The sequence below is a fragment of the Salmonella sp. A29-2 genome (assembly GCF_020150755.1).
GTDB lineage: Bacteria > Pseudomonadota > Gammaproteobacteria > Enterobacterales > Enterobacteriaceae > Salmonella > Salmonella enterica.
On the sequence record NZ_CP083731.1, the window covers coordinates 3,208,151 to 3,234,149 of the forward strand.

Annotated in this window: 27 protein-coding genes; 17 read left to right on the forward strand and 10 right to left on the reverse strand. The window is 52.6% G+C overall.

Translation table 11 applies throughout. The features are described from left to right. Nucleotide 1 precedes the first annotated feature (1 nt). On the forward strand, nucleotides 2-997 hold the full coding sequence (locus K8W53_RS15715) for a tetratricopeptide repeat protein (protein ID WP_001016626.1): 996 nt from the start codon (nucleotides 2-4) through the stop codon (nucleotides 995-997). A 38-nt stretch (nucleotides 998-1,035) separates the two neighbouring features. Here K8W53_RS15715 and K8W53_RS15720 read toward each other — a convergent pair whose 3' ends face one another. The 5 genes from K8W53_RS15720 to K8W53_RS15740 form a co-directional block, all read right to left on the reverse strand. Continuing rightward, on the reverse strand, nucleotides 1,036-1,509 hold the full coding sequence (locus K8W53_RS15720; RefSeq protein WP_001044885.1) for a zinc ribbon-containing protein: 474 nt from the start codon (nucleotides 1,507-1,509) through the stop codon (nucleotides 1,036-1,038). A 92-nt stretch (nucleotides 1,510-1,601) separates the two neighbouring features. Next, the gene (locus K8W53_RS15725; RefSeq protein ID WP_001648283.1) at nucleotides 1,602-3,530 is read right to left on the reverse strand and encodes a sigma-54 interaction domain-containing protein; all 1,929 of its coding nucleotides are present in this window, start codon (nucleotides 3,528-3,530) and stop codon (nucleotides 1,602-1,604) included. Between the two features lie 67 nt (nucleotides 3,531-3,597). Continuing rightward, entirely contained in the window at nucleotides 3,598-4,551 is a 954-nt protein-coding gene (locus K8W53_RS15730; RefSeq protein WP_000694477.1) for a 2-keto-3-deoxygluconate permease, read from the reverse strand. Nucleotides 4,552-4,600: 49 nt separating this feature from the next. Then, a complete protein-coding gene (locus K8W53_RS15735) occupies nucleotides 4,601-5,773 on the reverse strand; it encodes a UxaA family hydrolase (protein WP_001670689.1) in 1,173 nt (390 codons plus the stop codon). 16 nt (nucleotides 5,774-5,789) lie between these two features. Further along, nucleotides 5,790-6,131: a UxaA family hydrolase gene (locus K8W53_RS15740; protein ID WP_001574029.1), complete on the reverse strand. Its 342-nt coding sequence runs from the start codon at nucleotides 6,129-6,131 to the stop codon at nucleotides 5,790-5,792. Nucleotides 6,132-6,367: 236 nt separating this feature from the next. On the opposite strand from K8W53_RS15740, the gene leuS reads away from it, so the two are divergent. From leuS to nadD, 4 genes are read left to right on the forward strand one after another with little or no spacing between them, the layout of a single operon-like run. Then, nucleotides 6,368-8,950, forward strand: coding sequence for a leucine--tRNA ligase (gene leuS / locus K8W53_RS15745; protein WP_001157916.1), 2,583 nt, complete (start codon nucleotides 6,368-6,370; stop codon nucleotides 8,948-8,950). A 14-nt stretch (nucleotides 8,951-8,964) separates the two neighbouring features. Further along, a complete protein-coding gene (lptE, locus tag K8W53_RS15750; protein WP_001269950.1) occupies nucleotides 8,965-9,555 on the forward strand; it encodes an LPS assembly lipoprotein LptE in 591 nt (196 codons plus the stop codon). After that, nucleotides 9,555-10,586, forward strand: coding sequence for a DNA polymerase III subunit delta (gene holA / locus K8W53_RS15755; protein ID WP_000620491.1), 1,032 nt, complete (start codon nucleotides 9,555-9,557; stop codon nucleotides 10,584-10,586). Before lptE ends, holA begins: the two co-directional genes overlap by 1 nt. 1 nt (nucleotide 10,587) lies before the next feature. Beyond that, nucleotides 10,588-11,229 (forward strand): nicotinate-nucleotide adenylyltransferase, encoded by a 642-nt coding sequence (gene nadD / locus K8W53_RS15760; protein ID WP_001518902.1) that lies wholly within the window; start codon nucleotides 10,588-10,590, stop codon nucleotides 11,227-11,229. Here nadD and cobD read toward each other — a convergent pair. After that, nucleotides 11,204-12,298, reverse strand: a complete 1,095-nt coding sequence (gene cobD, locus K8W53_RS15765; RefSeq protein WP_023223955.1) for a threonine-phosphate decarboxylase CobD — start codon at nucleotides 12,296-12,298, stop codon at nucleotides 11,204-11,206. The genes nadD and cobD overlap by 26 nt on opposite strands. A 96-nt stretch (nucleotides 12,299-12,394) precedes the next feature. Here cobD and K8W53_RS15770 point away from each other — a divergent pair, with 96 nt between their 5' ends. The 11 genes from K8W53_RS15770 to lipA all read left to right on the forward strand — a co-directional run bounded on the left by K8W53_RS15770 (nucleotide 12,395) and on the right by lipA (nucleotide 23,201). Then, nucleotides 12,395-13,003 carry an adenosylcobalamin/alpha-ribazole phosphatase gene (locus tag K8W53_RS15770; protein ID WP_001241923.1) on the forward strand — a complete coding sequence of 203 codons (609 nt, stop codon included), beginning with the start codon at nucleotides 12,395-12,397 and terminating at the stop codon, nucleotides 13,001-13,003. A 328-nt stretch (nucleotides 13,004-13,331) separates the two neighbouring features. After that, a complete protein-coding gene (gene rsfS / locus K8W53_RS15775; RefSeq protein WP_001161670.1) occupies nucleotides 13,332-13,649 on the forward strand; it encodes a ribosome silencing factor in 318 nt (105 codons plus the stop codon). Nucleotides 13,650-13,652: 3 nt separating this feature from the next. Further along, nucleotides 13,653-14,120: a 23S rRNA (pseudouridine(1915)-N(3))-methyltransferase RlmH gene (gene rlmH, locus K8W53_RS15780; RefSeq protein WP_000776107.1), complete on the forward strand. Its 468-nt coding sequence runs from the start codon at nucleotides 13,653-13,655 to the stop codon at nucleotides 14,118-14,120. Between the two features lie 30 nt (nucleotides 14,121-14,150). Further along, nucleotides 14,151-16,052: a peptidoglycan DD-transpeptidase MrdA gene (gene mrdA, locus K8W53_RS15785; RefSeq protein WP_000828700.1), complete on the forward strand. Its 1,902-nt coding sequence runs from the start codon at nucleotides 14,151-14,153 to the stop codon at nucleotides 16,050-16,052. A 2-nt stretch (nucleotides 16,053-16,054) separates the two neighbouring features. Beyond that, the gene (gene mrdB / locus K8W53_RS15790) at nucleotides 16,055-17,167 is read left to right on the forward strand and encodes a peptidoglycan glycosyltransferase MrdB (RefSeq protein WP_000131713.1); all 1,113 of its coding nucleotides are present in this window, start codon (nucleotides 16,055-16,057) and stop codon (nucleotides 17,165-17,167) included. Between the two features lie 10 nt (nucleotides 17,168-17,177). Beyond that, nucleotides 17,178-18,311 (forward strand): endolytic peptidoglycan transglycosylase RlpA, encoded by a 1,134-nt coding sequence (gene rlpA / locus K8W53_RS15795; RefSeq protein ID WP_023201922.1) that lies wholly within the window; start codon nucleotides 17,178-17,180, stop codon nucleotides 18,309-18,311. A gap of 139 nt (nucleotides 18,312-18,450) precedes the next feature. Then, nucleotides 18,451-19,662: a D-alanyl-D-alanine carboxypeptidase DacA gene (gene dacA / locus K8W53_RS15800; protein ID WP_000858711.1), complete on the forward strand. Its 1,212-nt coding sequence runs from the start codon at nucleotides 18,451-18,453 to the stop codon at nucleotides 19,660-19,662. A 107-nt stretch (nucleotides 19,663-19,769) separates the two neighbouring features. Beyond that, a complete protein-coding gene (gene ybeD / locus K8W53_RS15805) occupies nucleotides 19,770-20,033 on the forward strand; it encodes a DUF493 family protein YbeD (protein ID WP_000850547.1) in 264 nt (87 codons plus the stop codon). 100 nt (nucleotides 20,034-20,133) lie between these two features. Continuing rightward, nucleotides 20,134-20,775 carry a lipoyl(octanoyl) transferase LipB gene (gene lipB, locus K8W53_RS15810; RefSeq protein WP_000284009.1) on the forward strand — a complete coding sequence of 214 codons (642 nt, stop codon included), beginning with the start codon at nucleotides 20,134-20,136 and terminating at the stop codon, nucleotides 20,773-20,775. Nucleotides 20,776-21,076: 301 nt separating this feature from the next. Next, a complete protein-coding gene (locus K8W53_RS15815) occupies nucleotides 21,077-22,030 on the forward strand; it encodes a YbeF family transcriptional regulator (RefSeq protein WP_001282817.1) in 954 nt (317 codons plus the stop codon). A gap of 205 nt (nucleotides 22,031-22,235) precedes the next feature. Further along, the gene (lipA, locus tag K8W53_RS15820; RefSeq protein ID WP_000042640.1) at nucleotides 22,236-23,201 is read left to right on the forward strand and encodes a lipoyl synthase; all 966 of its coding nucleotides are present in this window, start codon (nucleotides 22,236-22,238) and stop codon (nucleotides 23,199-23,201) included. A gap of 85 nt (nucleotides 23,202-23,286) precedes the next feature. Here the strand turns inward: lipA and tatE are convergent, their stop codons facing one another. Beyond that, nucleotides 23,287-23,490, reverse strand: a complete 204-nt coding sequence (gene tatE, locus K8W53_RS15825) for a twin-arginine translocase subunit TatE (protein WP_000503938.1) — start codon at nucleotides 23,488-23,490, stop codon at nucleotides 23,287-23,289. 128 nt (nucleotides 23,491-23,618) lie between these two features. Beyond that, a complete protein-coding gene (locus tag K8W53_RS15830; protein ID WP_023223954.1) occupies nucleotides 23,619-24,407 on the reverse strand; it encodes a deaminated glutathione amidase in 789 nt (262 codons plus the stop codon). A 90-nt stretch (nucleotides 24,408-24,497) separates the two neighbouring features. Between K8W53_RS15830 and crcB the strand changes: the two genes are divergently transcribed. Further along, nucleotides 24,498-24,881 carry a fluoride efflux transporter CrcB gene (crcB, locus tag K8W53_RS15835; RefSeq protein ID WP_000939753.1) on the forward strand — a complete coding sequence of 128 codons (384 nt, stop codon included), beginning with the start codon at nucleotides 24,498-24,500 and terminating at the stop codon, nucleotides 24,879-24,881. 57 nt (nucleotides 24,882-24,938) lie between these two features. Here the strand turns inward: crcB and cspE are convergent, their stop codons facing one another. Together cspE and pagP are read right to left on the reverse strand one after the other, a co-directional pair. Beyond that, on the reverse strand, nucleotides 24,939-25,148 hold the full coding sequence (gene cspE / locus K8W53_RS15840) for a transcription antiterminator/RNA stability regulator CspE (protein WP_000034826.1): 210 nt from the start codon (nucleotides 25,146-25,148) through the stop codon (nucleotides 24,939-24,941). Nucleotides 25,149-25,335: 187 nt separating this feature from the next. Further along, the gene (gene pagP / locus K8W53_RS15845; RefSeq protein ID WP_001623090.1) at nucleotides 25,336-25,908 is read right to left on the reverse strand and encodes a lipid IV(A) palmitoyltransferase PagP; all 573 of its coding nucleotides are present in this window, start codon (nucleotides 25,906-25,908) and stop codon (nucleotides 25,336-25,338) included. Nucleotides 25,909-25,999 lie beyond the last annotated feature (91 nt).

Below are 25,999 nucleotides of genomic sequence, written 5' to 3' on the forward strand. Positions count from 1 at the left end.
AATGAATCATTCCATAACCAGTCATCCCTGCGACAACGTATCTTTAGCACAATTAACCGAACTGGCGCAGTCAGGAAATAGTGAAGCTCAATATATATTAGGCCGTTTATATAATGACGAACGTATAGATGGCAGCGAAGAGGATAAGCTCTCTTTTTATTGGCTACAGCAGGCGGCCGAGCAAGGGCATTGCGAGGCGCAATATTGGCTCGGCTTACGATACAAAGACACGCCTACCGACATGAAAGATAATACGCTGGCTTTATTCTGGTCAGAAAAAGCCGCACAGCAAGGACACCGACACGCTTTCAACACATTAGGCTGGGTTCAGGAAGGAGAAACCGGGATGGCTCCAGATTATGCCCAGGCCGTTGCCTGGTATCGCAAAGGAGCAGAACAGAGCCACAACCTTGCGCAATATAATCTCGGGAGGATGTATCATTCAGGAACTGGCGTAGAGCAAAATGATACACAGGCACTCTACTGGTTTAAACAGGCAGCATTACAAGGCCATTGCGCCAGCCAGGAAAGACTGGCGTATATGTATGGCAATGGGAAAGGATGTCGGAAAAATTTATCCCTTGCCGCCCTTTGGTACAAGAAGAGCGCGCTACAAGAGAGCAGCTACTCGCAATATCAGATGGGCTATTGTTATTACATCGGAAAAGGTATCAAACAAGATTACCAGCAGGCAATATACTGGTTTCGAAAAGCGGCAGACCAGGGTGACGATGATGCCTATAACAGCATCGGCTGGATGTATAAATGCGGTCATGGCGTCGAGCAAAATTATTCGCTAGCACTGGAATGGTTCCACAAATCAGCAGAATGTAACAATTCATCGGGCTGGTACAACCTCGGATGCATGTACAGAGATGGACACGGTACCGCACAAGACCTACAACAAGCGCTCTACTGGTTCAAAAAAGCACAGCCCACGGGCAAATGGAACGTCGACGAAGAGATCCGCAAACTGGAAGCCCAACTGCACGCTTAACATGGCGGACGGCAACCGTCCGCTCACGATAATGAACCTTACGGCTCAAACGGCCTGCGCTGGAACTGATCGTGGCCACACTTCGGGCAGAGCGGCAACACATCCGGCGTGTAAACCGCCAGATGATAGTGGCATTTCTCGCACACCAGATTCCCCAACCCCACCACTTCGCCACTGTGATACACGCCGTGGTGATTCAAATCCTGGAAGACTTCACGCCATTCCAGCTGGGTTTTGTCGGTAATGTCCGCCAGTTCCTGCCAGAGACTCTCTTTAATCACCCGTAAGAAGACGCTATCTTCCTGGCTCTCTTCGTAGCTCATGGCGAACTCTTCCAGATCGCGTCTGACAGCGCGCGTCAGTTCGTCCACCTCGGTTCGCGTTAACTCCCCTGTTTGCATCACGCGCTGGCGCGCCTGCTCCACCAGCGCATCAATGTCGCGCTCGCCATTGCGTAAACGCTCGCTTAATGAGGCCACCAGTTCACGGTAATATTGAGCAACCTTGTTCATCACTTCACCTCTTGGATCGTTAACTGCCTATAATAATAGACGTTATTTGCGTTACGCTTTGCAAGGCTGCCCACAGAGTCTGTAAATTCTTGTCAGGCCGACTCGCGTATCCAGCGCGTCAGCGAGGTACGATCGACATTTAACCGTTTCGCCACTAACGATTTATTATCCCTTTCCGCCTCTAATAATTTTCTCAAAATACGCAGGCGAATCGTTTTATAATCGCCAGCCAGCATCTGGCAGTCGTGGCAGGTAGTTGGCTCGCGTCGGCTCCCCTCTTCCAAATCGTCCAGCAAGAGGCGACCCTCATCCAGCGTTGCCGGGGAGTGATCAATAGAGAGTACCAGCCGTTCGATAATATTGCTTAACTGCCTGACGTTTCCGGGCCAGGCGAAGCGCTGAAGCTCTTGCCACAGCGCCGGGGTTAACGTTAGTGCCGGGCGTTTATAATGCTGGCTGAAACTAGTAAGCAGCGACAGGCCGATGGCTTTGATATCCTCCGGACGTTTGCGTAGCGGGATGGTGGTCACTTTTAATACGTTAAGCCGATAGTAAAGATCTTCGCGAAATGTCCCGTCCGCAATGAGCTTCGTTAACGTCTGATTGGTCGCCGCAATCACACGAATATCAACAGGTATCATCTGGTCTGAGCCCAGCCGCATAATCTGCCGCTCCTGCAATACCCGTAATAAGCGCGTCTGTAGCGGTTTATCCAGTTCGCTGATCTCATCCAGAAAAATGGTACCGTGGTGCGCTAATTCAAACAGGCCTATTTTGCCTTTCGGCGACGCGCCGGTAAATGCGCCGGCGACATAGCCAAAGAGTTCGCTTTCCAGAATCTGAGGGGCCATCGCGCCGCAGTTAATGGCGACAAACGGGCCGTTGACGCGTTGGCTGGCATTATGAATACTTTGCGCCAGCACCTCTTTTCCCGTCCCGCTTTCGCCATTAATTAAGATAGTCGCGTCCGTACCGGCATAATTTTTAATGATCGCCAGACGACGCAGCATTTCCGGGTTTTCGGTAAGCAGATCGTCGAAATGATAGCGGGCGCTCAAGCCGCGGCGAGACAGTTCCTGGCGGCGAACATGATGTTCCGCCCCCTGTAAACTGGAGACGGTTTGCATCGTCAACACTACCCGGCTTAACTGTCTGGCCGCAAATACCGGATACAGATTAACCACCATCGCGCCTTGCGGCGTATCGACGACTTTCGCGCTGACGGTTTTTCCCTCACGTAATGTATGCCGCTCCTGGTGCAATACCTGTTTCAGGAAAGATGCGTCATAAATTTCACCGGAGGCGTTAATTTTAAAAAGTTGGCTCGCATATTTATTGTAATGCAGTAACGCGCCGGTATCATCAAGCGTGATAACAGCTTTATCAAACTGATCGAGAATCAGCTGCAGATGATGACGCTCCAGTAATTGGCTGCGAAAAGCCAGATATAATGAGCGGGCTTCTTCCAGAGCTTCGGTTATTGAGGCGGGGCTGGAATCAAGTAAACGGAATTGCGAGCCCAGCGGTGAAAAATAATCCTGACAAACGGTATCGCCAACAATGCAATCTAATGGCGTGGACGCTAATTGTTGCTTCAGGCAAGAAATCGTTTCTTTATCATTTCCCTGTAAGGTAAAAATTTTATAGTTAATATTTAACTGTTCCGCTACGCGCGCGCATCCTTTGATCACACTGGAAAAGCCGACAATACCGACAGTGCCTTTTTGTCCTTTAAAAGGGATAAGCGCATCAAGAATGTCGTAGCCGGACATTTTAATTTCGACTACCGGTAATTTACTGTGCTTTTTTAATATTTCCGCACAGCCGCCACGACTAATCAGTACCTGGTGCCCACGGGACTCTAATAAAGGTAGCTCATCCAGGATACGATTAAGCGTCGTTTGATGAATAGTGACGGCGTAATCCAACTGCGCGACCAGCGCCTCGGCAGCCTTTGCCAGTTGCGGATAAGGAGAGACAAAACAGAGAGGAGATGCGGCTATATCTTTCGTCTTATTCATCACTCACCATCCTGTTGGTTTATGAACGGGCGAGACCGCCCGTCGTGATTTATTTTCCGCCGAAACGCTAACCGCCTGCGGCGGCTGGGTTCAGTTTACGATCGTAGCGTTTTTTTATCCATACGGTCAGGAAGGGGGCGCACAGAGCGGTAATAATCGTCGAGGCCGCCACCTGCGCCGCCGCCGTCGACGCCAGGTCAGTAAAATGCGGATCGAGCAGCGCGATTGCCGCTGGCGTCGCGACGGCGTTGCCAGAGGTGGTGGATACCGCCGCGCCTGCCACGCCGCTGCCTCCCGTCAGACGATCGGCGAAAATATTAAAAAATCCGCCAATCGCCACCGTCATGAGTCCCAGTAAAATGCCTGAAGAACCTGCCGTGATAAGTCTTGCGAAATCAATACCGTATCCTAACCCAAAGGCAAAAAAGGGAATCGTTACCACGCTGCCCTGTTTAAGAAACTTGCGCATGTCCTCATCCAGATTGCCCAAAATCATGCCAATGATAATGGGAATAATAACCGCCACCAGATTCATAAAGGGTATCGACACCATGCCTGCCGACCCTAACGCCAGCATGGTGAAAAAGGGACCATCGTTCAACGATATTACCGCAATCGCGCCGCCGTCGGTTTCATCGCCGTACTCCCCCACCAACGCGGCATATAACCCACTGTTCGAGTTGGTCATCGCCGAAATAATCGCTAAAGCCGACAGACCTAATAACCCATCCGGGCCGCAAAATTTTCCGACCAGAATGCCAATAATCACGCCGCTGGCAAATTTCGCAAAGGTGATCGCAGCGCCTTTTTTCAGCGCTTTCGGCGCGGCTTTAAACTGGATATCCGCGCCCATACAGACTAAAAACATGCCTAAAATCGCCATTGCGCCATGCGAAATAGAGGTGACAAAACCGCCTATTTCCAGCGCCTCCGGCGCAAAAGTTTTAAACAATGCGCCGATGATTAGCGGTACAACCATCATACCACCAGGAAAACGTTCCAGTGTTTTTTTAATTTTCATAGCTTATTCCCAGGAGATAACCGGACAGCTTGTGCTGCCCGATTTGGTATCAGAACGTCGGCGCGATCTTATAAATAGAGAATTCGTTATGACCTAAATCTTCTGATTTAGTCGTTTTCCCATTCGCGACGCGTAAAATTTCCTGATAAATTTCCTCGCCCATTTGCGTAATAGAAGCCTCGCCAGACATAATGGCGGACACATCAATATCAATATTGTCCTGCATCATTTCCCACGTTGCTTTATTACCCGTAATTTTTATTACCGGCGCTATTGGGTTACCGGCAGGCGTTCCGCGACCGGTAGTAAAAATAACGATCTGCGCTCCACCCGCCACCATGCCGGAAATAGATTCAATATCCTGCCCCGGGGTATCCATAATCCACAGGCCCGGATGCGTTGGACTATCGGCATATTCCAGTACGCCCTGTAGCGGCGCATGACCTGCTTTATGCATACAGCCTAACGATTTTTCTTCAATGGTAGTCAGCCCGCCTTTAATATTGCCCGGCGTCGGCTGTCCCCCGCGAATATCCTCGCCCAGCGCTTTTGCTCGCGCCTCGCAGCCGACCACTAAATCAATGAGCTGTTGACCAACCTCCGGCGTCACCGCGCGTTTCGCCATCACATGCTCGGCGCCAATAAATTCCGTCGTTTCAGAAAGAATTGAGCTTCCGCCACAGCGTATCAGCTTATCCGAGGCGACCCCGCAGGAAGGGTTAGACGCCAGCCCCGATGTCGTATCTGACCCGCCGCACTCCATCGCCAGCAGCAGCTCGCTAACCGGTGCTTGCTGCGGTTTTTGCATGGAGAGTTGTTGCGCATAGTCGCGGGCCAGCGAAATCCCCCTGGCCTGACATTTAAGCGTGCCGCCCTCTTCCTGAATGGTAATGCAGGAAGTCGGTTTGCCAAATGCGGTAATCTCTTCTGCGATGCGCAGCGGCTCCGCGCCTTCACAGCCTAAGCCCACAACCACAATAGCGCCGACGTTGGGATTATTCGCCACATTAATCAATGTTTTTTCCGTCAGACGCGCATCGCCTGCTACCTGGCAGCAGCCAAAATCGTTATTCACCCATGTCGCGCCTTTTACCTGCCGGGCAATATCCTGGGCGACTTTATTCGCACAAACGCTGGTAGGTAAAATCAGTACATAATTACGGATGCCAAAACGGCCGTCAGGGCGGCGGAAACCCAAAAAAGTCTCATTGCTCATAATCATTTTCCCTTGTTTTATATTATTTCCAGTCACCACGTCCGCGTTCGCTTTCCACATTGTGGACGTGCACATAGTCGCCACTTTTTATTTCCTGAGTGGCGCGGCCAATGGATTCGCCATATTTATAAACTTCGCCATGAAAAGGCACATCGCAGATGGCGAATTTGTGGCCAAATGGCACATCCTGATGTAACACAACGCTTATCTCGCGTTCGCCAATGAACATTGTGGCGGTTTCGCCGGCTTTGAGCGCCGTAATAGCCGTCGCGACGCAATCCTGAGGGTGAATCACCACTGCATTTTTTTTCACGATTAACTCCTTTGCTTTAGTCCTGTCTTCCCTAATCAAAAGGCGTGCCATTTTTTAACTAATTGGTTTATATGGCTTTATTTTTACAGGCCGATCTGGCGGTGACAGGAACTGCGGTAATTTGCCTCAGTCGTGTCGCATTTTGCGTCACCTCCTCATGAACGCCTGGCGCGACAAATGTTCTACCCCCTGTTTTGACGTGCGTGTTTGGGCTATGCTATGCGGATCTAAACACCACCTCTAAAGCTACATTTGTAGCTGTATCGAAAACAGGACTACTGGCTGCCATGCAAGAGCAATACCGCCCGGAAGAGATAGAATCCAAAGTACAGCTTCACTGGGATGAGAAGCGCACATTTGAAGTGACCGAAGACGAGAGCAAAGAGAAGTATTACTGCCTGTCGATGCTTCCCTATCCTTCTGGCCGACTACACATGGGCCACGTACGTAACTACACCATCGGCGACGTGGTTGCCCGCTACCAGCGTATGCTGGGCAAAAACGTGCTGCAGCCAATCGGCTGGGACGCCTTCGGCCTGCCGGCGGAAGGCGCGGCGGTGAAGAACAACACCGCGCCGGCGCCGTGGACGTACGACAACATCGCGTACATGAAAAACCAGCTCAAAACGCTGGGTTTTGGCTATGACTGGAGCCGTGAAATCGCGACCTGCACCCCGGAATACTACCGCTGGGAACAGAAATTCTTCACCGAGCTGTATAAAAAAGGCCTGGTGTACAAGAAGACTTCTGCCGTTAACTGGTGCCCGAACGATCAGACCGTTCTCGCCAACGAACAGGTGATCGACGGCTGCTGCTGGCGTTGCGACACCAAAGTTGAGCGTAAAGAGATCCCACAGTGGTTTATCAAAATCACCGCTTACGCAGACGAGCTGTTGCGCGATCTGGATAAGCTGGACCACTGGCCTGATACCGTAAAAACGATGCAGCGCAACTGGATTGGCCGCTCTGAAGGCGTGGAAATCACCTTCGATGTGAAGGGTTACGATAACACCCTGACCGTCTATACCACCCGTCCGGATACCTTTATGGGCGCCACTTACCTGGCGGTGGCCGCCGGTCATCCGCTGGCGCAAAAAGCGGCGGCGAATAACGCCGAGCTGGCGGCGTTCATCGACGAATGCCGTAACACCAAAGTGGCCGAAGCCGAAATGGCGACCATGGAGAAAAAAGGCGTCGACACCGGCTATAAAGCGATTCATCCGTTAACTGGCGAAGAGATCCCGGTCTGGGCGGCAAACTTTGTGCTGATGGAGTACGGCACTGGCGCGGTGATGGCCGTTCCGGGTCACGATCAGCGCGACTACGAATTTGCCTCCAAATACGGTTTGACCATCAAGCCGGTGATTCTGGCCGCCGACGGTTCCGAGCCGGATCTTTCCGAACAGGCGCTGACCGAAAAAGGCGTGCTGTTTAACTCCGGCGAGTTCGACGGTCTGGCCTTTGAAGCGGCGTTTAACGCCATTGCCGATAAACTGGCGGAAAAAGGCGTCGGCGAACGTAAAGTGAACTATCGTCTGCGTGACTGGGGCGTTTCCCGTCAGCGTTACTGGGGCGCGCCGATCCCGATGGTCACCCTGGAAGACGGCACCGTGCTGCCGACGCCGGAAGATCAACTGCCGGTTATTCTGCCGGAAGATGTCGTCATGGACGGCATCACCAGCCCGATTAAAGCCGATCCTGAGTGGGCGAAAACCACCGTTAACGGTATGCCGGCGCTGCGTGAAACCGACACCTTCGACACCTTTATGGAATCGTCATGGTACTACGCGCGTTACACCTGCCCGCAGTATCAGGAAGGAATGCTGGATTCGAAAGCGGCAAACTACTGGCTGCCGGTCGACATCTACATCGGCGGTATTGAACATGCCATCATGCACCTGCTCTACTTCCGCTTCTTCCATAAGCTGATGCGCGATGCGGGCATGGTCACCTCTGACGAGCCGGCTAAACAGTTGCTGTGTCAGGGCATGGTGCTGGCGGATGCGTTCTATTATGTCGGCGAGAACGGCGAACGTAACTGGGTTTCGCCAGTTGACGCTATCGTCGAGCGCGATGAAAAAGGCCGCATTGTCAAAGCAAAAGACGCAGCGGGTCATGAGCTGGTCTACACTGGCATGAGTAAAATGTCCAAGTCGAAAAATAACGGTATCGACCCGCAGGTAATGGTTGAACGTTATGGCGCGGACACGGTACGCCTGTTTATGATGTTCGCTTCTCCGGCGGATATGACTCTGGAATGGCAGGAGTCCGGCGTAGAAGGCGCAAACCGCTTTATTAAACGCGTCTGGAAGCTGGTTTACGAACACACCGCTAAAGGTCCTGTCGCGGCGCTGAACGTCGATGCGCTGAGCGAAGATCAAAAAGCGCTGCGTCGCGATGTGCATAAAACCATTGCCAAAGTGACCGATGATATCGGCCGCCGTCAGACGTTCAACACCGCCATTGCGGCGATCATGGAGTTGATGAACAAACTGGCGAAAGCCCCGCAGGAAGGCGAACAAGACCGCGCACTGCTTCAGGAAGCGCTGCAGGCCGTCGTGCGTATGCTTAACCCGTTCACCCCGCACGTCTGCTTTACCTTGTGGCAGGAACTGGGCGGCGAAGGTGATATCGACAACGCGCCGTGGCCGGTTGCCGACGAGCAGGCAATGGTGGAAAACACCACGCTGGTTGTCGTGCAGGTTAACGGTAAAGTTCGCGGTAAGATCACCGTTGCGGTGGATGCCACCGAAGAACAGGTGCGTGAACGTGCAGGCCAGGAACATCTGGTGGCAAAATATCTTGATGGCGTTACCGTGCGTAAAGTGATTTACGTTCCGGGTAAACTCCTCAATCTGGTTGTTGGCTAAGCGCGGGAGGAAGCGTGCGATATCTGGTAACACTGTTGTTATCTCTGGCGGTGCTGGTCACCGCCGGATGCGGCTGGCATCTGCGTAGCACTACGCAGGTTCCGGCTTCAATGAAAACGATGATCCTCGATTCCGGCGATCCGAACGGTCCGCTAAGTCGTGCGGTACGTAATCAGTTACGGCTGAATAACGTAAACCTGCTTGATAAAGACACAACGCGCAAAGACGTTCCGTCTCTGCGGCTTGGAACGGTGACTATTTCGCAGGATACGGCGTCAGTGTTCCAGGACGGCCAGACGGCGGAATATCAGATGGTGATGACCGTCAATGCCTCGGTATTGATTCCGGGCCATGACATCTATCCTATCAGCACGAAAGTGTACCGTTCGTTCTTCGATAACCCGCAGATGGCGTTGGCGAAGGATAACGAGCAGGCCATGATCGTTCAGGAGATGTACGACAAAGCCGCTGAACAGCTGATTCGTAAGCTGACCAGCGTCCGCGCGGCGGATATTCAGGCGACGAAAGAGGAGGCTACCGCCGACAATGAGACGGCGGCGCCCGCCTCTACGCCAGCACGCGTCTCCACTACGCTGAGTAACTAATGATCAGGTTGTATCCTGAACAACTCCGCGCGCAGCTCAACGAAGGGCTGCGTGCGGCATATCTGCTATTGGGCAACGATCCGCTGCTGCTGCAGGAAAGTCAGGACGCTATTCGTCTGGCGGCTGCGTCGCAAGGCTTCGAAGAGCACCACGCTTTTACTCTCGATCCCAGTACCGACTGGGGATCGCTTTTCTCACTTTGCCAGGCGATGAGCCTGTTCGCCAGCCGTCAAACGCTGGTGCTGCAACTGCCGGAAAACGGGCCTAACGCGGCAATGAATGAGCAACTCGCCACGCTGAGCGAGCTGCTGCATGACGACCTGTTATTAATAGTACGCGGAAACAAACTCACCAAAGCGCAGGAAAACGCCGCCTGGTATACCGCGCTGGCAGACCGTAGCGTTCAGGTCAGTTGTCAGACGCCGGAGCAGGCGCAGCTTCCCCGCTGGGTTGCCGCCAGAGCGAAAGCACAGAATTTGCAACTGGATGACGCCGCGAACCAACTGCTGTGCTATTGCTATGAGGGCAATCTGTTGGCGCTGGCGCAGGCGCTGGAACGACTGTCGCTGCTTTGGCCTGACGGTAAGTTAACGCTTCCTCGCGTGGAGCAGGCCGTCAATGACGCCGCCCACTTTACCCCTTTCCACTGGGTGGATGCGTTACTGATGGGGAAAAGCAAACGCGCGCTGCATATCCTGCAACAGCTACGCCTTGAAGGCAGCGAACCGGTTATTCTGCTGCGCACCCTCCAGCGAGAGCTGCTGCTACTGGTAAATCTCAAACGTCAGTCCGCGCATACGCCGTTACGCGCGCTGTTTGATAAACACCGGGTCTGGCAAAACCGTCGCCCCATGATCGGCGACGCGTTGCAGCGTCTCCATCCTGCGCAGCTTCGCCAGGCCGTGCAGTTACTGACGCGTACAGAAATTACGCTCAAACAGGATTATGGTCAGTCGGTATGGGCAGATCTTGAAGGGCTGTCGCTCCTGCTCTGCCATAAGGCGCTGGCAGACGTATTTATTGATGGGTGATATGAAATCGTTACAGGCTTTATTCGGCGGCACCTTTGATCCGGTGCATTATGGACATCTTAAACCTGTTGAAACGCTGGCGAATCTGATCGGCTTATCGCGGGTGATTATTATGCCTAACAATGTGCCGCCGCATCGCCCCCAGCCGGAAGCCTCCAGCGCGCAGCGTAAATATATGCTGGAGCTGGCTATCGCCGATAAGCCGCTTTTTACGCTGGATGAACGCGAGCTACAGCGAAACGCGCCCTCTTACACTGCGCAAACGCTGAAAGCATGGCGCGAAGAACAGGGTCCCGAAGCGCCGCTGGCGTTTATTATCGGCCAGGACTCGCTGCTTAACTTCCCCACCTGGCATGATTACGACACCATCCTTGATAACACTCACCTGATCGTTTGTCGTCGTCCCGGCTACCCCCTTGAAATGACGCAGGCGCAACACCAGCAGTGGCTGGAACAGCATCTGACCCATACGCCGGACGATCTGCACCAGTTGCCAGCCGGTAAAATTTACCTGGCGGAAACGCCCTGGCTTAATATCTCCGCAACCCTCATCCGCGAACGGCTGGAAAAAGGCGAATCCTGCGACGATCTGTTGCCGGAAAACGTGCTGAACTACATCAATCAGCAGGGGTTATACCGGTAAGCACATTGCGCAGCGCCGACAGCAGACGCTCGTTTTGCGCAGCGCTGCGTATCGCCACACGATAATAGCGGCTGTCCAGCCCCGGGTAGTTAGCGCAGCTACGGATTAAAATCCGCTGCGTCAGCAACCGTCGCTGCAGATCAATATCCTCTCGCTCACAGCGTAACAACAGATAGTTTGCCCGCCCGGGATAGACCGTCAGCAGGGGGAGCTGACAAAGCGCCTGATAAAACCGGGCGCCCTCCTCCCGTAACCAATGCCAGGTCGCCTGTTGCCAGGCGCTATCCTGTAACGCTACCTCACCGGCCAGCGCCGCCAGCGCGTTAACCGACCACGGCATTTGTTGGCGACGCATCCGCGCCACCGCCGCGTCATTGCTGTTGACGAGATATCCCAACCGCAGGCCGGGAATGGCATAAAATTTGGTCAGCGAACGCAGCACCCAGATATGCGGATTATCTTTAAGAGCAGGAATAAAGCCCGTCTCATGCGGAATAAAATCGATAAACGCTTCATCCAGGATCAGGTTAATGTTCAGCGATTTGCAGCGATCGGCAATGGCCTGTAATAACGGCCGCTCCGGCAGCAGGCCGGTAGGATTATTGGGCGTACACAGAAACAGGCAGTCCAGATCGGGCGTCAACGCCTCAAGAATGGCATCGGTAAGCTGCCAGCCATCCGCTTCGCGTAGAGACCAGCGACGAATTTCACAGCCAATTTGCGCCAGCGCCCGGCCATACTCCGCGAAACCTGGCGTGACAATCATTGCACGACGCGGTTTAAGACCGCTCGCCACGGTAAAGATTGACTCCGTCTCGCCATTTCCCGCCAGTATCCACGATGCCGGCACCTGATGGTGACGCGCCAGCGCCTGGTGCAAATGAAAATAATCGGCGTCCGGGTAGCGCTCAATGCAGTCCAGATTGTCGATAAGCGCGCGTTTCACGCTGACAGGCATACCCAGCGGATTAATGTTTGCGCTAAAATCCAGTAACTGGTCAGGCGAGATGCCCAACACCGTCGCGGCTTCCCGAATATTACCGCCATGCGCGCTGTTGAATAACGCCATTATGCCTCCGGCCAAAAAACGCTATTTTAGTGAAAAAAACGTTGCGCAATCAGGGGCATTATCATGTTTTGCGCATTTAACCTCATGAGGAATACCATGCGATTGTGGCTGGTGCGTCATGGCGAAACCGAGGCCAATGTCGCCGGGTTGTATAGCGGACATGCTCCCACGCCGTTAACGGAAAAAGGGATTGGCCAGGCGAAAACGCTACATACTTTATTGCGCCACGCGCCATTTGACCGGGTGTTATGCAGCGAGCTGGAGCGCGCGCGCCATACCGCCCGGCTCGTACTGGAGGGCCGGGATGTGCCGCAACACATCTTACCTGAGCTTAATGAGATGTACTTCGGCGACTGGGAAATGCGCCATCACCGCGACCTCACCCATGAAGATGCCGAAAGCTATGCCGCCTGGTGTACGGACTGGCAGAATGCGGTTCCGACCAATGGCGAGGGTTTTCAGGCTTTTACCCGGCGCGTAGAGCGCTTTATCTCGCGACTCGACGCGTTCAGCGATTGCCAGAACCTGCTGATCGTCAGCCATCAGGGCGTACTCAGCCTGTTGATTGCCCGTCTGCTCGCAATGCCCGCCGCCTCGCTATGGCATTTCCGGGTAGAACAGGGATGCTGGAGCGCAATCGACCTGTGCGAAGGGTTCGCCACCCTGAAAGTATTAAATAGTCGTGCCGTCTGGCGGCCTGAGTGATGAATTTTCCGTTTTTTCTCGCCGCAGCGGTTTCGCCCATTGACAGCCCCCGACAGGCTGTTATTCTCCGCAGCCAGGCTTTTTTCACCTTGCAGAGCTTTGCAGAAATTGTTTTACAAAAATGGCGATGCTTTCTGTGACGTGGGATGGGATGATAATCTGGTTTTAAACGCCGATCCGGCGACATAAGTCCCGGTATCGCCGCTAATTCAGGTATACTACACGGCGTCCCGCCGGAAGGTTAGCGTTAACTCGCAACGCCTTACCGGTCCAGCCTGTTGGCCTTTTTTCTATCGTTATAACGCAATTATTCACCCAGGGGGAAAACTTGCAGGGTAAAGCACTCCAGGATTTTGTTATCGACAAAATTGATGACCTGAAAGGTCAGGACATCATCGCCTTAGATGTTCAGGGTAAATCCAGTATCACCGACTGTATGATTATTTGTACCGGCACCTCCAGCCGTCACGTTATGTCTATTGCCGACCACGTGGTGCAGTCGTCGCGCGCGGCCGGTATGCTGCCGTTGGGCGTCGAAGGCGAAAATGCGGCTGACTGGATTGTCGTCGATCTGGGCGATGTGATTGTGCATGTCATGCAGGAAGAAAGTCGCCGCCTGTATGAACTGGAAAAACTCTGGAGTTAATGCGTGAAGCTGCAACTTGTCGCTGTCGGCACGAAGATGCCCGACTGGGTTCAAACGGGATTTACGGAATATCTGCGCCGTTTTCCGAAAGATATGCCCTTTGAGCTGATCGAAATCCCTGCGGGCAAACGCGGCAAGAACGCGGATATCAAACGCATTCTCGACAAAGAGGGCGAGCAGATGCTGGCCGCCGCCGGTAAGAATCGCATTGTTACCCTGGATATTCCAGGCAAGCCGTGGGATACGCCGCAGTTAGCCAATGAGCTGGAGCGCTGGAAACAGGACGGGCGCGACGTCAGTTTGCTGATTGGCGGCCCGGAAGGATTATCTCCCGCCTGCAAAGCGGCAGCGGAACAGAGCTGGTCGCTCTCGGCGTTAACGCTCCCTCACCCGCTGGTTCGGGTTCTGGTCGCGGAGAGTTTGTACCGGGCGTGGAGCATCACAACCAACCACCCTTATCACCGTGAGTGATCGTGAAGTCTTGAGAAGATTAAGCAGCGGATGAAACGACAAAATTCTTTTCGTGACTATACGGCTGAGTCCGCACTGTTTGTGCGTCGGGCGCTGGTCGCCTTTTTGGGTATTTTGCTGCTGACCGGCGTACTGATCGCCAATTTGTATAATCTGCAAATTCTCCGTTTTACCGATTACCAGACCCGCTCGAACGAAAACCGTATCAAGCTGGTGCCAATTGCGCCAAGCCGCGGGATAATCTACGACCGTAACGGCATTCCCCTTGCGCTGAACCGCACTATCTATCAGATTGAAATGATGCCGGAAAAGGTGGATAACGTTCAGCAAACGCTGGATGCGCTACGCAGTGTGGTCGATTTAAACGACGACGATATCGCCGCCTTTAAAAAAGAGCGCGCCCGATCCCATCGCTTTACTTCTATTCCGGTGAAAACAAACCTGACGGAAGTTCAGGTCGCGCGCTTTGCTGTCAACCAGTACCGTTTTCCGGGCGTCGAAGTCAAAGGCTATAAACGCCGCTATTATCCATACGGATCGGCGCTGACCCACGTTATCGGCTACGTATCGAAAATCAATGATAAAGACGTCGAGCGTCTCGACAGAGAAAACAAACTGGCGAACTACGCCGCCACTCATGACATCGGCAAGCTGGGCATTGAGCGCTACTATGAAGATATTCTGCATGGGCAAACCGGTTATGAAGAGGTTGAAGTCAACAACCGCGGTCGCGTTATTCGCCAGCTCAAAGAGGTGCCGCCGCAGGCCGGACACGATATCTACCTGACGCTGGATCTCAAGCTCCAGCAGTATATTGAAACGCTGCTGGCAGGCAGTCGCGCGGCGGTGATTGTCACCGATCCGCGTACCGGCGGCGTGCTATCGCTGGTCTCCATGCCAAGTTACGACCCTAACCTTTTCGTGGATGGCATCTCCAGCAAAGATTATTCCGGGCTGCTTAACGACCCGAACACGCCATTAGTGAACCGCGCGACTCAGGGTGTCTACCCACCTGCTTCTACCGTTAAGCCTTACGTCGCCGTATCGGCGTTAAGCGCTGGCGTCATCACCCGTAACACCAGTCTTTTCGACCCTGGCTGGTGGCAGTTGCCGGGGTCTGAGAAACGCTACCGCGACTGGAAAAAATGGGGCCACGGGCATCTGAATATCACCAAATCCCTTGAAGAGTCGGCAGATACCTTCTTCTATCAGGTGGCTTATGACATGGGGATCGATCGCCTGTCAGAATGGATGGGTAAGTTCGGCTATGGTCACTATACCGGAATTGATCTCGCAGAAGAGCGCTCTGGTAATATGCCGACCCGCGAGTGGAAACAGAAACGCTTTAAAAAACCGTGGTATCAGGGCGATACGATTCCGGTGGGCATCGGCCAGGGCTACTGGACGGCAACGCCGATTCAGATGAGTAAGGCGCTGATGATCCTTATTAACGACGGTGTAGTTAAAGTCCCGCACCTGTTAATGAGCACCGCGGAAAACGGTAAACAGGTGCCGTGGGTACAGCCGCATGAGCCGCCGGTGGGCGATATTCACTCCGGCTACTGGGAAATTGCGAAAGATGGCATGTATGGCGTCGCCAACCGCCCTAACGGCACGGCGCATAAATATTTTGCCAGCGCGCCCTATAAAATCGCGGCGAAGTCGGGCACCGCGCAGGTCTTTGGCCTGAAGGCCAACGAAACGTACAATGCGCATAAAATCGCCGAGCGCCTGCGCGACCATAAATTAATGACCGCCTTTGCGCCGTATAACAATCCCCAGGTCGCCGTCGCGATCATCCTTGAAAACGGCGGCGCAGGCCCGGCAGTAGGCACGATCATGCGCCAAATCCTTGATCACATCATGCTGGGCGACAACAACACCCATTTGCCTGCGGAAAACCCGGTGGTTGCAGCGGCGGAGGACCAATAATCATGACGGATAATCCGAACAAAAAAACCTTCTGGGATAAAATTCATATCGATCCCACGATGCTACTTATTCTGCTGGCGTTACTGGTTTATAGCGCGTTGGTCATCTGGAGCGCCAGCGGCCAGGACATCGGCATGATGGAGCGTAAAATCGGTCAGATTGCGATGGGGCTGGTGGTCATGGTGGTGATGGCGCAGATCCCGCCGCGCGTGTATGAAGGCTGGGCGCCCTATCTCTATATCATTTGTATCATTCTGCTGGTCGCCGTTGATGCCTTTGGCGCGATATCCAAAGGCGCGCAGCGCTGGCTCGATCTGGGAATCGTTCGCTTTCAGCCTTCGGAAATAGCCAAAATCGCCGTGCCGCTGATGGTCGCCCGCTTTATTAACCGTGACGTCTGCCCGCCCTCGCTGAAAAATACCGCCATCGCCCTGGTATTAATCTTTATGCCTACCCTGCTGGTCGCCGCCCAGCCGGACCTGGGGACGTCTATTCTGGTCGCCCTTTCCGGTCTCTTTGTCCTATTTTTGTCTGGTCTGAGCTGGCGCTTAATTGGGGTCGCCATTGTATTGATCGCTGCATTTATTCCTATTTTGTGGTTTTTCCTGATGCACGATTACCAACGCCAGCGCGTCATGATGCTCCTTGATCCGGAGACCGATCCGCTGGGCGCGGGCTATCATATTATTCAGTCTAAAATCGCCATTGGCTCAGGCGGCCTGCGCGGTAAAGGCTGGCTCCACGGCACCCAGTCGCAGCTGGAGTTTTTACCCGAACGCCATACCGACTTTATCTTCGCGGTACTGGCGGAAGAGCTCGGTCTGGTGGGCATCCTGATTCTGCTCGCGCTCTATATTTTGCTAATAATGCGCGGCTTGTGGATTGCCGCCAGAGCGCAAACTACATTTGGTCGCGTGATGGCTGGCGGATTAATGTTAATATTATTCGTTTATGTCTTCGTAAATATTGGTATGGTGAGCGGTATTCTGCCTGTGGTTGGAGTACCTTTACCCCTGGTCAGCTACGGGGGCTCCGCACTGATTGTGCTGATGGCCGGGTTCGGGATTGTGATGTCGATCCACACCCACAGAAAAATGTTGTCGAAAAGCGTATAAGGGGTGCGCAATGCGTAAGCAGTTGCCTGTAATCTGCGTCGCGGCAGGGATAGTACTACTCGCGGCATGTACTAATGACGGCGGTCAGCAGCAAACCACCGTCGCGCCGCAACCTGCGGTATGTAATGGTCCGACTGTGGAAATCAGCGGAGCGGAACCGCGTTATGAACCTCTGAATCCGACCGCAAACCAGGATTATCAGCGTGACGGTAAAAGTTATAAAATCGTTCAGGACCCGTCCCGCTTTAGCCAGGCTGGCCTGGCCGCTATTTATGATGCGGAACCCGGCAGTAATTTAACCGCCTCCGGGGAGATGTTCGATCCGATGCAGCTTACCGCCGCCCATCCGACACTGCCTATCCCCAGCTATGCGCGAATCACCAACCTGGCCAACGGTCGCATGATCGTCGTGCGTATTAACGATCGCGGCCCCTATGGCACCGATCGGGTCATCTCCCTGTCCCGCGCGGCGGCGGATCGTCTGAATACCTCGAATAATACTAAAGTACGGATTGACCCCATTATCGTGGCGCCGGATGGTTCGCTCTCCGGCCCGGGGATGGCCTGTACGACGGTGGCGAAACAGACCTACGCTCTGCCCCCGCGCCCTGATTTAAGCGGCGGAATGGGAAGCGCCTCTTCAGCGCCTGCGCAACCGCAAGGCGACGTTCTTCCGGTCAGCAATGCCACGTTGAAAAGTGACGATACCACCGGCGCGCCGGTGAGCAGCAGCGGCTTCCTCGGCGCGCCGACTACGCTGGCGCCTGGCGTGCTGGAGAGTAATGAACCGACGCCGGCGCCACAGACAGCGCCGGTTTCCGCGCCGGTGACGGCTCCAGCGACTGCGACGCCGGTAAGCGCGCCTGCCGCCGCAGCCCCGGTATCTGCCCCGGTGAGTGCGCCAGCCGCCGCGGCGAGCGGTCGTTTCGTCGTCCAGGTCGGCGCCGTCAGCGATCAAACGCGTGCGCAGCAATACCAACAGCGTTTAAGCCAGCAGTTCAGCGTACCAGGACGCGTAATACAAAACGGCGCGGTCTGGCGTATTCAACTGGGGCCTTTTGCCAGTAAAGCCGAAGCCAGCGCGTTACAGCAACGTTTGCAAACAGAAGCACAATTACAGTCCTTTATCGCCAGCGCGCAGTAACCGATCGCAGGTATCTGTACTGTCAATTTCTGTAAATGACATTAACAAAGTCACGCGGAAAGTCAGATGCCTGCCAGTTATGCTTTTGCTATAGTAGGGCTCTTTTTTTAATTTCATCACGGACGTCGTAGTTCAGACCATGAAGACCACTTTTTCCGCTCGTTTTATGCAGCGCATGGCGCTCACCACGGCGCTTTGTGCCGCGTTTATCTCAACCGCACATGCCGATGACCTGAATATCAAAACTATGATCCCGGGCGTTCCGCAGATCGATGCGGAATCCTACATCCTGATCGACTACAACTCCGGTAAAGTTCTGGCGGAACAAAACGCCGACGAACGTCGCGACCCGGCGAGTCTGACGAAGATGATGACCAGTTACGTCATCGGACAGGCAATGAAAGCGGGTAAATTTAAAGAAACCGACCTGGTTACCGTCGGTAATGATGCCTGGGCCACCGGCAATCCGGTATTTAAAGGCTCCTCGCTGATGTTCCTCAAGCCGGGAATGCAGGTACCGGTCTCTCAGTTGATACGCGGCATCAATCTGCAATCCGGCAATGACGCCTGTGTGGCGATGGCTGATTTCGCCGCCGGTAGCCAGGATGCTTTCGTCGGGCTGATGAACAGCTATGTGAACGCGTTGGGGCTGAAAAATACCCACTTCCAGACCGTACACGGCCTGGACGCCGACGGACAATACAGTTCAGCTCGCGATATGGCGCTGATTGGTCAGGCGTTAATTCGCGATGTGCCTAACGAATATGCCGTTTATAAAGAAAAAGAGTTCACCTTTAACGGCATTCGCCAGTTAAACCGTAACGGTCTGCTGTGGGATAACAGCCTGAATGTGGACGGCATCAAAACCGGCCATACCAGCAAAGCGGGCTATAATCTGGTCGCTTCCGCAACCGAAGGCCAGATGCGATTAATTTCCGCCGTGATGGGCGGACGGACCTATAAAGGCCGTGAAACAGAAAGCAAAAAACTGCTGACGTGGGGCTTCCGTTTCTTTGAAACCGTTAATCCGCTGAAGGCTGGTAAAGAGTTCGCCTCTGAACCCGCCTGGTTTGGTAATACCGATCGCGCCTCGCTGGGCGTCGATAAAGACGTTTACCTGACGATCCCTCGCGGTCGCATGAAAGATTTGAAAGCGAGCTATGTACTGAATACCGCAGAACTGCACGCGCCGCTGCAGAAAAACCAGGTGGTCGGCACCATCAACTTCCAGCTGGACGGTAAAACCATCGAGCAGCGTCCGCTGGTCGTACTGCAAGAGATCCCGGAAGGGAACTTCTTCGGTAAAATCATTGATTACATTAAATTAATGTTCCATCACTGGTTCGGATAAAAATTGAACACTTGAAAGTGTAATTTTCGTCCCCATATACTATGCATCAGTAAAACTCCCGCCCTGTGGCGGGAGTTGTTATTTTTTTACGTAATGCCGGAGCTGACATGAAAACCAAACTTAACGAACTGCTTGAATTCCCTACGCCATTTACTTACAAAGTAATGGGGCAGGCGTTACCTGAGCTGGTTGATCAGGTGGTTGAAGTGGTACAGCGCCATGCGCCTGGTGATTACTCTCCGACGGTAAAACCGAGCAGCAAAGGCAACTACCACTCGGTCTCTATCACCATTAATGCCACCCATATTGAACAGGTTGAAACGCTGTACGAAGAACTGGGCAATATTGATATCGTGCGAATGGTATTGTAATACATCCAGACGGTTACCCGGTCTTATCCGGGTAACTCCCCGCCTCCCCCGCTGTGATATACTTTCCTCTCTTTTTTTCATTCTCTACGGAGATGCCGTTTTGTATCAGGATAAAATCCTTGTCCGCCAGCTCGGCCTTCAGCCCTATGAAGCTATCTCTCAGGCCATGCATAACTTTACCGATATGCGCGATGAAAACAGCCATGATGAAATCTGGTTGGTTGAGCATTACCCGGTGTTCACCCAGGGCCAGGCCGGTAAAGCGGAACATATATTGATGCCTGGCGATATTCCCGTTGTGCAGAGCGATCGTGGAGGACAGGTGACCTATCATGGTCCGGGCCAACAGGTAATGTACGTTTTACTTAACCTGAAACGACGTAAACTGGGCGTGCGTGATTTAGTCACCCTACTTGAACAGACCGTGGTGAATACGCTGGCTGAAATTGGTATTGAGGCGCATCCGCGCGCCGATGCGCCGGGCGTCTATGTGGGTGAAAAGAAAATCTGCTCGCTGGGTTTACGTATCCGTCGCGGCTGCTCATTCCACGGTTTAGCGCTAAACGTTAACATGGATCTTTCTCCTTTCCTACGCATCAACCCGTGTGGTTATGCAGGCATGGAAATGGCCAAAATAACGCAGTGGAAGGAAGACGCTACCACGGATAATATTGCGCCCCGCTTGCTGGCGAATATTTTAGCTCTGCTAAATAATCCACCGTATGAATATATTGCTGCTTAATGCGTAAAATATAATGGCCCAAGAAATTTATGGGTCATTAATCATATATGATTTGAATGCTTTACTTCTCCCCCCGCTTTCTATATTTTCGTTATATCCCTGCTGTAGCCGCCAGGCGGCATGGCCTCTTCAGTCCTCATGATGAGGAATTTTCCGTGAACAAAATCCCGGCCTTGCTGTTACTTATCTTATTGAAATGACTAAAAATACATTCATAAGAGTAATTTTAAAACCAACTCATAAATGCAAAATATACTATTTCATCTATTATTCATAATACGAATGAATTCGGAGCCAGAGCGTGAGTGATAATAATCAGGCAGAAAGACAACCGGCCGATCAACATCTACAAGACAAACCGCAAATTTTCAGAACACTGAGAAATATTGACCTCAATCTGTTGACGATTTTTGAGGCCGTATATGTCCATAAAGGGATCGTCAATGCAGCGAAAATTCTTAACCTGACGCCGTCAGCCATCAGCCAGTCCATTCAAAAATTACGGACTATATTTCCCGATCCGCTGTTTATTCGCAAAGGCCAGGGCGTAACGCCCACGACGTATGCTACGCATCTGCACGAATACATCAGCCAGGGGCTGGAATCTATTCTTGGCGCCCTGGATCTTACGGGCAGCTATGATAAGCAACGCACCATTACGATTGGCACGACGCCTTCGGTCGGCGCGCTAGTGATGCCGATTATTTACCAGGCCATCAGGCCGCGTTATCCTCAGCTTTTGCTGCGCAACATTCCGGTAGACGATGCCGAAAGCCAGCTTAGTCAGTTTCAGACCGATCTCATTATCAATACCCATAGCTATAACAACCGGAGCATTCAGCATCACGTCCTGTTTAGCGATACGCTTGAGATTGTCTGCCGCCAGCATCACCCGTGTCTGGCGAACGCCATTACTGAAGAGAGACTGAACAGCGCGGATCACACCTTTCTGATGCTGGAGGGACAACATCTTTCCCTGCTGCGCCAGCGACTGCAGGAGACATTTCCCGATCAGCAAATCAGTTTTAGCAGCTACAATATTTTTACCATTGCCTCGCTGATCGCCAGCAGCGATCTGCTGGGACTGATGCCCACCCGCTTCTACGACTTATTTAGCCGTTGCTGGCCGCTTGAACGCCTTCCCTACGCGCCGGTGAATAGTGAACAGGTCGAGTTCTCGCTGCATTACAATAAACTGAGTCTGCGCGATCCGGTGCTGGAGAACGTCATTGATATCATTCGTGAGGCGTTCTGACAAAAATGTTGCATCCAGGTCACGGAAGATATGGGCAAACAGCACAAAACAACAACTATTTTACATTTTGCCGGGCTGTCAGGCTGCTTTATGGCCCTTATCAATGATATACTGCGTGTCACAAATTCAAAAATAGTTGATAAATACAACTTTCCCTTGAATTGAAACGCTTTCCTTCGTTATTCGCAACTGGAACACGCACGCTATGAGTAAACCCATTGTGATGGAACGCGGTGTAAAATACCGCGATGCCGATAAGATGGCTCTTATCCCGGTTAAAAATGTGGTCACAGAGCGCGACGCTCTACTACGTAAACCGGAATGGATGAAAATAAAACTTCCGGCGGATTCTACCCGTATCCAGGGCATCAAAGCCGCAATGCGCAAAAATGGCCTGCATTCTGTCTGCGAGGAAGCGTCTTGCCCAAACCTGGCTGAATGTTTCAACCACGGTACCGCTACGTTTATGATCCTTGGCGCCATTTGCACTCGCCGCTGTCCGTTCTGTGATGTCGCCCATGGCCGCCCCGTTGCGCCGGATGCGGAAGAGCCGCAGAAACTGGCGCAAACGATCGCCGACATGGCGCTACGTTATGTGGTCATCACCTCTGTCGACCGTGACGATCTGCGTGACGGCGGCGCCCAGCATTTTGCTGACTGCATCACCGCCATCCGTGCCAAAAGCCCGGAGATAAAAATAGAGACGCTGGTGCCAGACTTCCGTGGACGTATGGATCGCGCGCTGGATATCCTTAACGCGACGCCGCCGGATGTGTTTAACCACAACCTGGAAAACGTGCCGCGTATTTACCGCCAGGTTCGTCCGGGCGCCGATTACAACTGGTCGCTGAAATTACTGGAACGCTTCAAAGAAGCACACCCGGAAATTCCGACAAAATCGGGTCTGATGGTGGGCTTAGGCGAAACCAATGCGGAAATCATTGAGGTTATGCGCGACTTACGCCGTCACGGCGTTACCATGCTGACGCTTGGTCAGTATCTACAGCCAAGCCGCCATCACCTGCCGGTACAGCGTTATGTCAGCCCGGAAGAGTTTGACGAGATGAAAGCGGAAGCCCTGGCGATGGGCTTTACCCATGCCGCCTGTGGCCCCTTTGTACGTTCTTCGTACCATGCTGATCTCCAGGCCAAAGGCATGGAAGTGAAATGATCGTGTAATAGACGCTTACATTTCAGGCAAAAAAAACCGGCAACTCGCCGGTTTTTTTACTCTGCGGAGCAAGCGCATTGCGCTATTACTCTTTATGCGAGAGTTTTTCAGCCTGAACGCTACCGTCGACGTCTTTCTTAACGCCCGCGTCTTCATCGTTCATTGCTTTCTTGAATCCTTTAATCGCCGTGCCCAGGTCTCCGCCCAGCGTACGTAACTTCTTGGTACCAAACAGCAGAACAACCAGTGCGGCAACCACCAGCAGTTTGGTAATACTAATCTCACCCATAGATACCTTCTTCACTAAAAACAGGCTGCGTAACGCGCCGGATTAACCTGAGAATATTAACGGTCTTTCGACGCGCGCACACAATAGCAATCTGTAACAAGGTGAATCAAGCTTTGCGTAAAAAAACATCATAATAATTGCGGTGGCGCAAATCGTCGTTGCTGCAAAAGAGGAAGTTGCTCCCGCACCTGGTCTATTCGTTCTCTGAATATTTCCGCGACGATCAGCGCCGGACGATCGGCTGCCGCGGCTATCGTTACCCCCAACGGATCGATAATACGACTTTGACCAATATTACGATTACCACACTCCCCGGCCGCAATCATATAGCAGGTGGTATCCAGCGCTCTCGCCGCCAGCAGCGTCGACCACTGCTGCTCTTTCAACGGGCCGCGAACCCAGCCCGTCGGCAGCGCCAATACGTCAGCCCCCTGTAAAGCCAGCGCTAACGCCATGTCAGGAAAGCGCAGGTCATAACAGGTCATAAGCCCCACCTTAACCCCCTCCACGTCCAGCACAGGCGCGATAACGGTTCCGGCATCAATACTTTGGGATTCTTGCATCGAAAACGCATCATAGAGATGCAGCTTCGCGTAACGCGCGACAATGTGACCCGCCCGTAGCGCCACCAGCATATTAACCGCCCGTCCAGGCGTTGACGGGACAAGGATAGTGAATATCGTCGTCATATTATTATGAGCGCTTTCTTCCAGAAGCCGCGTCATAAACGCGCCATCCAGCGGCTGCGCGGCGCGAATCGGCAGGTCAAGGTCGATGTCATCTCGCGCTAATATCCCCTCAGGCAACACCAGAAGCGATACGCCGCGGTCCGCCGCCTGAGCCATTAACGAAACGCAAACTTGCGCATTCTTTTCCCATACAGAACTCACCACAAACTGCCCGGCTGCAACGAACATATCCCCTCCCACACCTCTGTCAGGACTCGCCAATTATGCGTGTTCGGCGTTACACTCCTCTTGTATAGCAATTAAATAAAGGATTCGGCAGTGTTACAGCTTCTTTTAGCAGTTTTTATCGGCGGTGGAACGGGGAGCGTAGCCCGGTGGATGCTAAGTATGCGTTTTAATCCGCTTCATCAGGCGATTCCCATCGGTACGCTAACAGCAAATTTGCTTGGCGCGTTTATTATCGGCATGGGGTTCGCCTGGTTTAACCGCATGACACATATCGATCCGATGTGGAAAGTGCTCATTACGACCGGCTTTTGCGGCGGCCTGACGACCTTTTCTACTTTTTCTGCTGAAGTGGTATTCTTGCTGCAAGAGGGGCGCTTTGGCTGGGCGCTGCTGAATGTGCTGATTAACCTGTTGGGTTCGTTTGCCATGACGGCGCTGGCATTCTGGCTATTTTCCGCCGCAGCGGCGCGTTAAGCGCAAAAAAAACCCGCCGAAAGGGCGGGTTTTGAAATCTTGCTGTCGGACGTATGCTTACAGAGCAGTTACGTTTGCAGCGGAAGGGCCTTTGGCACCGTTAGTGATTTCGAACTCTACGCGCTGACCTTCAGCCAGAGTTTTAAAACCATTGGTCTGGATTGCAGAGAAGTGTACGAACACGTCTTTGCTGCCATCTTCCGGAGTAATGAAACCGAATCCTTTGGATTCATTAAACCACTTAACGTTACCTTTAATCTTAGACATCAAAATTACCTTTACATGAAAAATAGACACAAATGCTGTGTCGGATACCAGTACAACAATTGTGATGCATTTTGTCCAGTCGAACTTTGCGAAAAAGTGATAAATATCGCGTTAATTTTTAGCTAACTCTATCTACTTATTGTTTTTTAAGGCTTTTTAATTCACAACTGAAGAATGCCCTTCCCCGTCAAAACTGGAAACGCATCCAGGCGAAATAGACGTTTCCGTTGTTATACGAACCCGGAATGTAGGTCATCTGAAAGGTAGCGGGACCATAGCCTATCGACGCTAAAGGCAACAGCACAGGGATGGGAATATAATTCCAGTTGTCGCGCGCGGTAACGCCTGCGGTAAAGCCCAGTCCCAGACGAAAATTATCGTCTTCCAGCGGTCGCCAGGTTTTTTCCCAGCCATAACCGCCTATGGGTTCCCATTTGTTAAATGAATCTTTAAAGGCCATCATATAGAGGCCATGCCAGTTGCCTTTATCGTCCCAGCGGGACTGACCAAAACCAACGCCCCACGGCCGCTCGTTATAGCGATCCGTTTTCTCTTTATCGTAGGCAAAGCGCGCATGCCAGGTAATGGCGGGGACATACAAATCATAATGCTCAGGCTGTCGCCACGTTTCTGCGACGTTATCGGTAAACGTGTTAAACCACCCTTTATCCGCCGCAGAGACTGAAGGAATAGCCAGCCATGGCATAACAAGGAGAGCAATAATAAGAAAATACTTTCTGATAATCATCACAACAGCCATACCGTTCAAAAATTCGACTGTGATAATAACAACATTAACCTGAATAAAATCTTAACAAACTATAAACAGAGAATAATCTGAGAAAGTATCG